The 12,113-nt window shown below is 41.4% G+C and carries 10 protein-coding genes; 9 read left to right on the top strand and 1 reads right to left on the bottom strand.

Annotated elements, in window-relative coordinates:
• Positions 1-504 precede the first annotated feature (504 nt).
• From ilvG to V6260_RS11535, 8 genes are all read left to right on the top strand, one after another.
• Entirely contained in the window at positions 505-2,154 is a 1,650-nt protein-coding gene (ilvG, locus tag V6260_RS11570; protein ID WP_341594217.1) for an acetolactate synthase 2 catalytic subunit, read from the top strand.
• A complete protein-coding gene (gene ilvM / locus V6260_RS11565; protein WP_341594216.1) occupies positions 2,151-2,393 on the top strand; it encodes an acetolactate synthase 2 small subunit in 243 nt (80 codons plus the stop codon). The genes ilvG and ilvM overlap by 4 nt, the downstream gene beginning before the upstream one ends.
• Before the next feature lie 100 nt (positions 2,394-2,493).
• Positions 2,494-4,350 (top strand): dihydroxy-acid dehydratase, encoded by a 1,857-nt coding sequence (gene ilvD / locus V6260_RS11560; RefSeq protein ID WP_341594215.1) that lies wholly within the window; start codon positions 2,494-2,496, stop codon positions 4,348-4,350.
• 2 nt (positions 4,351-4,352) lie between these two features.
• Entirely contained in the window at positions 4,353-5,873 is a 1,521-nt protein-coding gene (gene ilvA, locus V6260_RS11555) for a threonine ammonia-lyase, biosynthetic (protein WP_341594214.1), read from the top strand.
• Between the two features lie 130 nt (positions 5,874-6,003).
• Positions 6,004-7,038, top strand: coding sequence for an ABC transporter substrate-binding protein (locus V6260_RS11550; RefSeq protein WP_341594213.1), 1,035 nt, complete (start codon positions 6,004-6,006; stop codon positions 7,036-7,038).
• Positions 7,039-7,098: 60 nt separating this feature from the next.
• Entirely contained in the window at positions 7,099-8,274 is a 1,176-nt protein-coding gene (locus V6260_RS11545) for a methyltransferase (protein ID WP_341594212.1), read from the top strand.
• 30 nt (positions 8,275-8,304) lie between these two features.
• Positions 8,305-8,967: a carbonate dehydratase gene (gene can, locus V6260_RS11540; protein ID WP_341594211.1), complete on the top strand. Its 663-nt coding sequence runs from the start codon at positions 8,305-8,307 to the stop codon at positions 8,965-8,967.
• A 4-nt stretch (positions 8,968-8,971) separates the two neighbouring features.
• Positions 8,972-9,616, top strand: a complete 645-nt coding sequence (locus tag V6260_RS11535; protein ID WP_341594210.1) for an NAD(P)H-binding protein — start codon at positions 8,972-8,974, stop codon at positions 9,614-9,616.
• 53 nt (positions 9,617-9,669) lie between these two features.
• Here the strand turns inward: V6260_RS11535 and ubiK are convergent, their stop codons facing one another.
• A complete protein-coding gene (gene ubiK / locus V6260_RS11530) occupies positions 9,670-9,933 on the bottom strand; it encodes a ubiquinone biosynthesis accessory factor UbiK (protein ID WP_341594209.1) in 264 nt (87 codons plus the stop codon).
• Positions 9,934-10,094: 161 nt separating this feature from the next.
• On the opposite strand from ubiK, the gene rep reads away from it, so the two are divergent.
• Positions 10,095-12,113, top strand: a complete 2,019-nt coding sequence (rep, locus tag V6260_RS11525; protein ID WP_341594208.1) for a DNA helicase Rep — start codon at positions 10,095-10,097, stop codon at positions 12,111-12,113.

The raw sequence follows: 12,113 nt of genomic DNA, 5'->3' as shown, positions 1-12,113 counted from the left end.
ACCTACGTATTCCCTGAGGAAAATAAATATTTTTTATTTGCAAAAAACCTCAAAAATTAATCAAACCATAAATGAGAGATATAAGAATAGTGAATTTCCATGCTTGAAATTAAAGCATAAAAAATCCTTTAAATGGATTTATGGTGAATTTTAAAACCACTTAATTTGAGTTTTAGTGTTTTTTTTGAATTGAGTTTGGTATTGACTTAAAGGGCTCAGCGCGGTATTAATACATAACAGAGCGAAAGATTACCTTTCGTAACAAATGATTTAAATTTGGTATTAATTACATGCTTACAAATGCACTTAACCTAGTCCTGATTATTATCGTGGTGATTATTCCCGCGAGGGCTTCGTAGTGCTATAAACTTAAGCATTAAAAAGCCCTCCGCACCTAACCGTTCGGAGGGCTTTTTAGTTTTAAGTACAAAGTTTTAAAGATTTTAGCTATAAGTTTTAAGTAAGTATTTAATTGGGTTGTCACTGAGGAATGAGGATTAATTAATGACAGGCGCAGAACTAACAATCGATTTATTAGCCAAGCACGGCGTAAAAGAGGTATTTGGCTACCCAGGCGGAGCTATTATGCCAATTTACGATGCGCTGTATGGTGCGCCAGTCAAACATTACCTTACTCGTCATGAGCAAGGTGCAGGGTTTGCCGCTGTAGGTTATGCCCGCAGCACAGGTAAATTAGGCGTATGTTTAGCAACATCAGGCCCAGGGGCAACTAACTTAATAACCGCACTTGCCGATGCGATGATGGACTCAGTGCCATTGTTAGCAATTACCGGCCAAGTACCTACTGCAGCCATTGGCTCAGATGCATTTCAAGAAGTAGATGTACTAGGTATGTCGCTTTCGTGTACTAAGCATAGCTACATGGTAGAGCGCGCCGAAGATTTAGCCGAAATACTACAAGAGGCCATGCACTTAGCCCAAAGTGGTCGCCCAGGTCCTGTACTTGTTGATATTCCAAAAGACATTCAAATGGCGCAAGTGCCTTTTAAGCCGTGGTTAGCCGCTGATGAATACTTACCGCAACTTGATTTAAACCAAGTGGCTATTGCAAACCAATTATTAAGTGAAGCAAAGCAGCCTGTTGCATATGTTGGCGGCGGCGTGCAAGCAGCTGATGCGCAAAATGAGTTAATGCAGTTTTTAAATAAAACACAGATGCCAGCAGTATCCACACTTAAGGCGTTAGGCAGTGTATTACCAGATTACGAACATTACTTAGGTATGCTAGGCATGCACGGTACACAAGCCGCTAATATAGCAGTACAAGAGTGTGATGTACTTGTATGTATAGGCGCTCGCTTTGATGACCGCGTAACAGGTAACTTAGCTAAATTTGCAGCCAAAGCAAAAGTAATCCACTTAGATATTGATGCGGCTGAAGTAGGTAAACGTAAACCTGCTAAAGCCTCATTAATTGCTGATTTAAAAACGTCATTACCTGCACTTGAGTCCTTTGTAACCCCTAAAGCATGGTGCGATACAAATAAGCAGTTAAGCGTAAAGCATGCGTGGCGCTACGACTACCCAGGCGAAAAAGTATTTGCCCCGTATTTATTGAACCAATTAAGCCAGCGTATGCCAAAAACAGGCGTAGTGTGCTGTGATGTGGGTCAGCATCAAATGTGGGTAGCGCAACACATGAAGTTTAGCCACCCGAGCAACCATTTAAGTAGTGGTGGTGCAGGCACAATGGGCTTTGGTTTACCTGCCGCCATTGGTGCACAAGTAGCGCGCCCAGACGATTTTGTAATCACGGTGTCGGGTGATGGCTCAATCATGATGAATATTCAAGAGCTTGCGACTATTCGCCGTAACAATTTACCAGTAAAAATACTAATACTAGATAACCAACGCTTAGGTATGGTTCGCCAATGGCAGGAGCTATTTTTTGAAGGGCGTTACTCTGAAACAAACCTGTCAGATAACCCTGATTTTGTTCAATTAGCCGCTGTATTTGGTATTCCTGGGCAAACAATTACACATGCAAATCAAGTTGATGATGCAATAACCGCATTAGTTAACAGTAAAGGGCCGTACATAGTACATGCCTGCATAGACGATAAAGAAAACGTATGGCCACTTGTACCACCTGGGGCTGCAAATGACGAAATGATGACGGAGAAAGCACAATGAAACACAGCCTAACTATTGCATTAAAGAGCCAAAGTATAGCGGTCGAGCGTTTTTTACGTGTAGTGCGTCACCGTGGTTTTGATCTTACGCATTTTCAGCTCAACATAGATGATGGTCATTACAATGTCGATATGACGGTAGATAGCGATAAGCCAATCCACCTTTTAACAAGCCAGTTAAATAAACTGATAGACGTTAAAGAAATCACTTTGCAAAATCTACAGCAACAAGCTGTGTAATTGCTAACGACACAAATTTACGAGTAACTGAATCTCTCGGTTACTCACCAATTTTAGAATGAGGAATGCCCGCTTACAGAGCGGCAAAACAGAGGTAACTATGGCTAAATTAAGAAGTGCAACAACTACTGAAGGACGTAAACGCGCAGGCGCACGTGCATTATGGCGCGCAACAGGCATGACCGACACAGACTTTGGTAAACCAATTATTGCTGTAGTTAACTCGTTTACACAATTTGTACCAGGGCACGTACACCTTAATCAGCTTAGTGAGTTAATGGCTGAAACAATCACTCAGGCGGGTGGCGTACCAAAAGAATTTAATACCATCGCCATTGATGACGGTATCGCAATGGGTCACGGCGGTATGCTCTACTCACTGCCTTCTCGCGATTTAATTGCCGACTCTGTAGAGTACATGGTTAATGGGCACTGCGCCGATGCGATGATCTGTATTTCTAACTGTGACAAAATTACCCCTGGGATGATGCTTGCAGCGCTACGCTTAAATATACCGGTTATTTTTGTATCGGGCGGACCAATGGAAGCGGGTAAAACGAAACTTGCTAACATCGATATTAAACTAGATTTAGTTGATGCCATGGTTAAAGGCGCAGATGAAACAGTAAGTGATGCTGATTCAGAGCAAGTAGAGCGCTCTGCATGTCCTACATGTGGTTCGTGTTCAGGCATGTTTACTGCAAACTCAATGAACTGTTTACTAGAGGCTATTGGTTTAGCACTGCCGGGTAACGGTACAACGCTCGCAACCCATAAAGATCGTAAGCAGTTATATGTAGAAGCGGGTGCTCGTATTGTTGATTTATGTCGTGAGTACTACCAAAAAGATAATCAAGATGTATTGCCACGTGCTATTGCTAACAAAACAGCCTTTATGAATGCAATGGTGGTTGATATTGCAATGGGTGGCTCTTCTAATACCGTATTGCATTTATTAGCAGCGGCACAAGAAGCCGGCGTAGATTTTGATATGTCGCACATTGACGAGCTTTCTCGTAAAACTCCATTTTTATGTAAAGTAGCGCCAGCTACACCAGAGTATCACATTGAAGATGTGCACCGCGCTGGTGGGATGATGGCGATTGTGCGTGAGCTAGGTAAAGCCGGTTTAGTTGATTTATCGGTAAACCACGTCGCGGGTATGACGATGGGTGAGCTTGTTAAAAAGTGGGACGCGACTGATCCTACAAACGAAGCAGCACAAAAGTTTTACCGTGCAGGTCCTGCCGGTATTCGAACTACAAAAGCAATGAGCCAAGAGTGCCGTTGGGATGAAGGCGATAACGACCGAGAACATGGTTGTATCCGAAGTGTTGAGCATGCCTTTAGACAAGATGGTGGCTTAGCTGTGCTTTCAGGTAACTTAGCGGTTGATGGCTGTATTGTTAAAAGCGCAGGCGTAGTTGACGAAATGCTGCATTTTGAAGGCACTGCAGTGGTATACGAATCACAAGATGATTCAGTAGAAGGCATTTTAAACGATGAGGTAAAAGCCGGTGATGTTGTGGTTATTCGCTACGAAGGCCCTAAAGGCGGCCCTGGTATGCAAGAAATGCTTTACCCAACTAGCTACTTAAAATCAAAAGGGTTGGCTGAAAAGTGTGCGCTGATCACCGACGGTCGTTTCTCAGGTGGTACATCAGGTTTATCTATTGGTCACGTATCGCCAGAGGCGGCAAGTGGCGGTGCTATTGCATATGTTGAAAATGGTGACAAAATTATTATTGATATTGCTACTCGTGAAATCACCTTGGCATTAAGCGATGAAGAGCTTGAAGCGCGTAAGCAAAAACAATTAGCACGCGGAAAATTAGCCTACAAACCGGTTGATCGTGAGCGTTACGTATCGTCTGCATTAAAAGCCTATGCACTACTTGCAACGAGTGCCGACAAAGGCGCAGTACGTGATTTAGCCAAACTGGAGGAGCTTAGTTAATTATGGTTTCTCAAGAGCTCGATTATTTTCGCGCTATCATTCAGGCAAATATGGAGCCTTTGGCTAAAGTTACCGAGGTCAGTGAAATGGCTGAACTCAGTAAAAAGCTAGGTAATCATGTTTGGTTAAAGCGTGAAGACCAACAGCCCGTGTATTCGTTTAAATTACGCGGTGCTTATAATAAATTAAATAAGTTACCTAAAGGGTCTGTGGTTATTACGGCATCGGCTGGTAACCATGCGCAAGGTGTTGCACTTAGTGCTTCGCACCTTGGTCATAAAGCCACTATTGTTATGCCCGTTACCACACCTGAAATAAAAGTAAGTGCGGTACGCGCACTTGGTGGCGAAGTGGTACTACATGGACATCAATTCGATGCTGCAAAAGCACATGCGCTTGAACTTACAGAGCAGCGAAATGGTGTATTTGTTCCGCCCTTTGACGATCCCGATGTTATTGTTGGGCAAGGTACAGTTGCTCGCGAATTAATGCAGCAACTAAACGAGCTTGATGCTGTGTTTATTCCTGTTGGTGGCGGCGGCTTACTTGCAGGTATGGCTGTTTATATCAAGTCATTGCGCCCTGATATAAAAGTTATTGGTGTAGAGGCAGATGAAAGTGCATGTCTGCAAGCTGCACTTGAAGCGGGAAAACCTGTAGAGCTTGATCGTGTCGGCAGTTTTGCCGATGGCGTTGCGGTAAAAATTATCGGCAGTGAAACATTTCGCCTAGCGCAAAAGTTTTGCGATGAGGTTGTGACTGTCACTGGTGATGAAATTTGTGCCGCCATGCAAGATATTTTTGTATCTACCCGCGCAATTGCAGAACCTTCGGGCGCACTTGCAACAGCAGGGCTTAAAAAGTGGAGCCAACAGTCAGGGTTAAAAGGGTTGCACTTAGCAGCTGTGCTTTCGGGTGCAAATTTAAACTTTGATCGCCTGCGTTATGTTGCTGAGCGCACAGCATTGGGTGAAAAAAATGAGGCGTTATTAGCCGTTACTATCAAAGAAGAAAAAGGCAGTTTTAAACAGTTTTGTGCTTCTTTAGGGGGGCGTGCTATTACTGAGTTTAACTACCGTTATGCGGGCCCAGGTGAAGCGCAAATTTTTGTAGGTATTGCACTGCGCCAAGGTGAGCAAGAGCTCAACGAATTAAAACAAGACCTCACCAAAAACGATTATGCATTTTGTGACTTATCAGATAACGAGCTCGCTAAATTGCACGTACGTTATATGGTAGGTGGTAAAGCGCCAGAGCAGTTACACGAGCGATTACTGCGTTTTGAGTTTCCAGAATACCCAGGCGCCCTTGCGCGCTTTTTAGATACGCTTGGTAGTAATTGGAACATTACGCTATTTCATTATCGTAACCACGGTGGCTCAATGGGGAATGTATTGGCTGGTTTTGCTATTGAACCAAGTCAGTTTGATATGTTTAACGAGCACTTAAACCGTTTAGGTTACAGTGTTCAAGATGAAACACAAAACCCGTGTTTTAGCCAATTTTTAACATCAAAGCCGTAAGCAGAAAAAGCCGAAAAACTCGCCTCAGTATAACCCTTCTTTAAAGGCAGGCACCTAACTAGGGTGCTTGCTTTGTAGCGCATATTACATATAGTTACAGGTAATAGTCGTACTTTTTGAGGGCACCTAGTTGCTATTTAAAGGATTAATCATTGGATTGTGCTTTTTTTGCAGCCATATCGCGGCGCAAGAATCAGTCATATTACAGTTAAAATGGACACATCAATTCCAGTTTGCTGGCTACTATATGGCTAAGCAAAAAGGCTTTTACAATGAAGCGGGCCTTGATGTAACTATTAAACAAGCCAACCCAATGAAGCCTGATACCTTTGGTCCTGTGGCCAGTGGCGAAGCACAATTTGGTGTGGGGCATTCTGGTATTTTACAGCAACGTATTAATGGCCAACCTCTTGTTGCAATGGCTGCTTTATTGCAGTTCTCACCTTACTGCTGGATGGTAAAAGACACGTCTGATATTTTTCACCCTCGTGACTTTGCTAATAAACGTATCACTGCTGTGAGCAAAAATGACGGCGCCGAGCTACTTATTATGCTTAAACGCAGTGGCGTTGATGTAGATAAACTCAAAGTTTACAATGGCGAAAATCCAGGTCAGGCTTGGATTGAAAACAAGCTAGATGCTATGCAAGTGTATGTTACTACAGAGCCTTATAATATGACTCAACAAGGCGTAGCTCATCGACTTGTTTGCCCACAGCGTTATGGTATGGACGTATATAGCGACATTTTATTTACCAGCGAAAACATGCTAAAGAAAAATCCGCAAACGGTCGAAAAATTCTACCAAGCGAGTCTAAAAGGGTGGCGCTATGCAATGATGAACATGGATGAAGCAATTGCAATCACCCAACAAATATATGCACCGAGCAAAAACTTTCATCAGCTCGCCTTTGAAGCTGAAGTATTAAAAGACTATATAACTCCACCTACTACGGGGTTAGGGCATATGTCGATAGCAAAGTGGCGTTTAATTGCGGACCTATATGGCATACAGCAAAACGAATTTGACGAAGTGAAATCTCACTTTATTTATAAATACCAAGAGCCCGAAAAAATACAGCTATCGTGGATGCTCATGACAGCTATTTTGGTAAGTATTATTTCAATACCTTTGTATTTACGGCTTATTTTTAATAAAAATTAATTGCTTAGGTAATTCACGAAGCTGATATAATTAATTGCCTTTTTTATTTTTTAAGCTGTTATGACTTTAGCTGAGCAATTTTTAGCACTTGATTCACTTTTAATGCGTCATCGCCAGTATTGGCAGTGCACCGCATTTGATTTTGACACTATTCCTTGGCCAGAGCTGCAAGGCATGCTCTGCGAACTAACTGATGATCAGGTAAGCGTTCTTGATAACGATCAAAATCAGCTATACCAATTTTTTAGCCAACACATAAACCAACTTGATGAACTTGCAAAGTTATGCGAGTTACCTAGTGCTGCACACTCTCGAGCTGATTATCCGTTTTGGATAAGTAACGGCATTAAAGGTCGTAAGTTTGATCAGTTACAAGATTTTGTATCTGCACTACCTAATACTAAGCAACCAGTTTTAGAGTGGTGTGCGGGTAAAGGACACTTAGGGCGAATGCTTGCTTTTAATGGCGCAAGTGATGTGCATAGTATTGAACTGCAACAAAGCTTATGCGAGCAAGGAAAAAAAAGTGCGCAGAAACAAGGCTTGGCAATGCACTTTAGCCAAGCAGATGTATTAAAAGACGATATCACTCAATTTTTTAATGCTGATATGCATGCCGTAGCGCTGCATGCATGTGGTGGTTTACACCAAGCATTTATGCGCCAAGCAAGTTTAGCGAAAGTACAGAAAATTAGCTTTTCACCTTGTTGCTATCATTTATTTACGGCTAATGAGTACCGTGTAATGAGTGAGGTTGCAAAGCAAAGTGAGCTTAACCTAACGCATCGCGATTTAAAGCTTGCATTACAAGAAACTGTCACAGCGCCTTCTCGTCTGGAAAAAGTACGTAAAACAGAACTTGAATGGCGACTTGGTTTTGACGCACTTAGAAAGTCGATTACTGGCGATCAACATTATGTAAGCGTACCTTCAGTTAACAAAGCTATATTTTCAGATTCGTTTAAATCATTTTGTGCTTGGGCTGCAGATAAAAAAACATTAAATTTACCTCAAAATGTTGATTATAATGAATTTATATTGAAGGGGCAGGCTAGAAAAAAAATAACTGATCGAATTGAACTGGTTCGACATGTGTTCAGAAGAGCAATTGAGGTTTGGCTTGTACTCGATCGTGCTTTATATTTGCAACAGCAAGGCTATCAAGTCAGTGTTAAAACGTTTTGCGATAAGCAGTTAACGCCTCGTAATATTTTGATTCTTGCTAATATCCATTAAATTTCCGTCCTCGACTTAATAAGAGATGCAATGAGAAAGCTAAAAAATTTATTCGATAACAATAAACGTTGGGCTGCTCGCACAAGCGAAGCTGATCCAGCGTTTTTTAAAATTTTATCTATGCAACAAAATCCAGAGTACTTATGGATTGGCTGTTCAGACTCTCGTGTACCTGCAAATCAAATAGTTGATTTATTACCAGGCGAATTATTTGTACATCGTAACGTTGCTAACGTGGTTGTACACACTGACCATAACTGCTTATCGGTTATGCAGTACGCTGTAGAGGTTTTAAAAGTAAAACATATAATGGTAGTAGGTCACTATGGTTGTGGTGGCGTACAAGCCGTTTTAAACAACGCTAAATTTGGCTTTATTGATAATTGGCTACGCCATGTAGGAGATGTAAAAGAAAAGCATCTTGAACAACTTGACGCAATGCCAGAAAGTGAACGCTTAAGCCGCCTTATTGAGCTAAATGTAATTGAGCAAGTACGTAATGTATGCCGTACTAACATTGTGCAAGATGCTTGGGAGCGCGGCCAAGAGCTAAGCGTTCATGGTTGGGTTTATGGTTTAGAAAATGGCCATCTTCATGATTTAGAATCTGTAGTAACATGCGCGAATGAAGAAACGCAAAGTTATAAAAAAGCAATACAGCACGTACTTAAAAAAGTGGGTGAGAATAAATAAATTTATGACTAAAACGGCGATATTAATAGGAGCTACAGGTTTGGTCGGTAATGAGTTGCTACATAAACTACTTAATAGCGATCGTTATACCAAAGTGGTTACGTTAAGTCGTCGGGCTTTGCCTATTACACACGCAAAGCTAGTTAATCACGTTATTGATTTTGAAAAATTAACTCAATACGTTGAGCTTTTTAAAGGTGACGTATTGTTTTCGTGTTTGGGCACAACCCGTAAACAGGCGGGCTCGATACAAGCCCAGCGTAAAGTAGATTTTGATTATCAGTTTATAGCGGCGCAGTTAGCGGCATGTAATGCTGTTACGCATTACTGCTTAGTATCATCAAGCGGGGCGAACACGCACAGTAATAGTGCTTATTTGAAAATGAAGGGTGAGCTTGAGCAACATATTAAAGCACTCCCTTTTGATAAAATAAGTATTTTACAACCATCTTTATTATTAGGTGATCGTGAGCAATTTAGAGTGGCAGAAAAGATAGGCAGTATTATTTTTCCTGTTATTACACGATTTGCGTTTTTAAAGCGTTACAAACCAATAACTGGCGAGCAAGTTTCGCAAAAAATGCTGAGCGTGAGTTTAGCCCAGCAGGCTAAGTTGTCCTATTATGTACTTGATGAGCTATTTGAATAAACTTAGTAAAACGCAAAAGGCAGCCTAAGCTGCCTTTTTGTACACTAAATTAATTACTCAGCGTTAGTTTTAGCGCTAAGTTGTTGCTCAAGTAATGAAACTTTAGCTTCAAGTTCGGTTAACTTTTCTCGAGTACGAATAAGTACTTGGCTTTGCACATCAAATTCTTCACGGCTCACAAAGTCCATCTCAGCAAGCTTGTTTTGTAAAACTTGCTTTGTTTTACCTTCAAGTGTGTCCGCTAAATTTTTTACACCTTGTGGCATATTGCTCGTGATTTGCTTTGCAATTTCTTCAAGTTTTGCTGGGTTGATCATAATTGTCCCTTCGGCCTTGCCTAAAATGATAATAACTCATATTACCTTATACCCACTGTATTTAACACATGATCATCTTTATCGAATTAATTAAGGCAATTGCTTTGCCTGCTGTGGTGGTTACGTTAAAATTGCGCGTCTTTTAAATCTCTTTGGTCGTTATGAAACTCAATCCTAAACAAGATGAAGCAGTAAAATATATCAGTGGTCCATGCTTAGTGTTAGCTGGCGCAGGCTCTGGTAAAACTCGTGTTATAACAAATAAAATTGCTTACTTGGTACAACAATGTGAATACAAAGCGCGAAATATTGCAGCTGTAACGTTTACAAATAAAGCCGCTAAAGAGATGCGTGAGCGCGTATTACAAACGCTTAGTAAGCAAGAGGCAAAAGGATTATGGGTATCGACGTTTCATACCTTAGGCCTTGAAATAATAAAAAAAGAGTTAAAAACGTTAGGCTTCAAAGAGGGCTTTTCGCTATTTGATGATCAAGACACAAACCAGCTTTTAAACGATTTAACAGAAGACGAATTAAAAAACGATAAAGACTTACTCAAGCTATTGAAAATACAAATAGGCAATTGGAAAAATGAACTCGTTTTACCAGAGCAAGCAGTGCGTGAGGCACGTGATGCACAGCAGTCTTTATTTGCGCAGCTATATGCGCGTTATCAAATTCAGCTACGCGCCTATAACGCACTAGATTTTGATGATCTTATTATGATCCCAACGTTGCTACTTACCAATAACGAGACTTCTCGAGAGCGTTGGCAACAGCGCTTTAAGTACTTGCTGGTGGATGAGTATCAAGATACCAATACCAGCCAATATCAGCTTGTTAAGCTACTTGTGGGCGAGCGCGCACGCTTTACTGTGGTAGGTGATGATGACCAATCTATTTACTCATGGCGTGGCGCCAGGCCGCAAAACTTAATTCTTTTAAGTAAAGACTACCCAGGCCTTAGGCTAATAAAGCTTGAGCAAAACTATCGCAGTGCACAACGGATTCTTAAATCGGCAAATATACTGATTGCAAATAACCCGCACGATATTGAAAAGAAATTATTTAGTGAGTTAGGTTACGGCGAACCCATTAAAGTAATTGGTTGTCGTGATGAAGAGCATGAGTCGGAGCGTGTGGTTGCAGAGATCATATCTCATAAGTTTATGAAGCGAACGAGTTATAAAGATTACGCTATTTTGTATCGCGGGAATCATCAGGCTCGTGGTTTTGAAAAATCATTAATGAGCAACCGAATACCCTATAAAATAAGCGGTGGAATGTCGTTTTTCTCTCGCTCAGAAATTAAAGATATTATGGCGTATTTACGCTTACTCGTTAATCAGGATGACGATAACGCCTTTTTACGCATTGTTAATACACCGCGTCGTGAAATAGGTACAGCAACCCTTGAAAAATTAGGAACGCTTGCAAACGAAAAGCACCAAAGTTTATTTGCCACCTGTTTTGATAACGACTTAGGCTACAGACTTAAAGGCCGTGGCTTAAATGCACTTTCGGGATTTGCTCGTTGGGTTGTTGAGCTATCAGATAACGCCGTACGCGGTGATACGCTCGAAGCTGTTAAAGACTTAGTGCGCAATATTAATTACGAGGCATATTTGTACGAGTCGTCACCGAGTGCAAAAGCCGCTGAAATGCGTATGAAAAACGTATCCGAGCTGTATCGTTGGATAACAGATATGTTGACTGGTGATGCCGACAACGAACCAATGACATTAGCTGAGGTTGTTAGCAAGCTAACCCTTCGCGATATGCTTGAGCGTAACGAAGAAGAAGATGAAACCGATGCAGTGCATTTATCAACACTGCATGCATCAAAGGGCTTAGAGTACCCGTACGTATTTATGGTGGGCATGGAAGAGGGGTTGCTTCCTCATCAGGTAAGTATTGATGAAGACAACGTAGACGAGGAACGTCGTTTAGCTTATGTTGGTATAACTCGTGCTCAGCAGGAGTTAACACTTACTTATGCAAAAATACGTCGTCAATTCGGTGAAACATCACAAACAGAGTTAAGCCGATTTGTACAAGAATTACCGCAGGATGATTTAGCGTTTGAGAATAAAAAAGCGCCTAACACTCAAGCTGAGCGAATGGAAAAAGGTCAAGCTCGAGTTGCAAACTTACGGGCTATGCTTAAAAAGCCAGAGTAG

The organism is Pseudoalteromonas aliena (assembly GCF_038155085.1).
Taxonomy (GTDB): domain Bacteria; phylum Pseudomonadota; class Gammaproteobacteria; order Enterobacterales; family Alteromonadaceae; genus Pseudoalteromonas; species Pseudoalteromonas aliena_A.
The sequence above is the reverse complement of the archived record's forward strand: the minus strand, read 5'-3'. Positions and strand labels throughout refer to the sequence as shown.

Bases quoted from the DNA above. Each gene is read 5' to 3' on its own strand.
- ilvG (WP_341594217.1), top strand. From the start codon at position 505: ATGACAGGCGCAGAACTAACAATCGATTTATTAGCCAAGCACGGCGTA.
- rep (WP_341594208.1), top strand. From the start codon at position 10,095: ATGAAACTCAATCCTAAACAAGATGAAGCAGTAAAATATATCAGTGGT.
- can (WP_341594211.1), top strand. From the start codon at position 8,305: ATGAGAAAGCTAAAAAATTTATTCGATAACAATAAACGTTGGGCTGCT.
- V6260_RS11535 (WP_341594210.1), top strand. From the start codon at position 8,972: ATGACTAAAACGGCGATATTAATAGGAGCTACAGGTTTGGTCGGTAAT.
- ilvM (WP_341594216.1), top strand. From the start codon at position 2,151: ATGAAACACAGCCTAACTATTGCATTAAAGAGCCAAAGTATAGCGGTC.
- V6260_RS11545 (WP_341594212.1), top strand. From the start codon at position 7,099: ATGACTTTAGCTGAGCAATTTTTAGCACTTGATTCACTTTTAATGCGT.
- ubiK (WP_341594209.1), bottom strand. From the start codon at position 9,933: ATGATCAACCCAGCAAAACTTGAAGAAATTGCAAAGCAAATCACGAGC.
- ilvA (WP_341594214.1), top strand. From the start codon at position 4,353: ATGGTTTCTCAAGAGCTCGATTATTTTCGCGCTATCATTCAGGCAAAT.
- ilvD (WP_341594215.1), top strand. From the start codon at position 2,494: ATGGCTAAATTAAGAAGTGCAACAACTACTGAAGGACGTAAACGCGCA.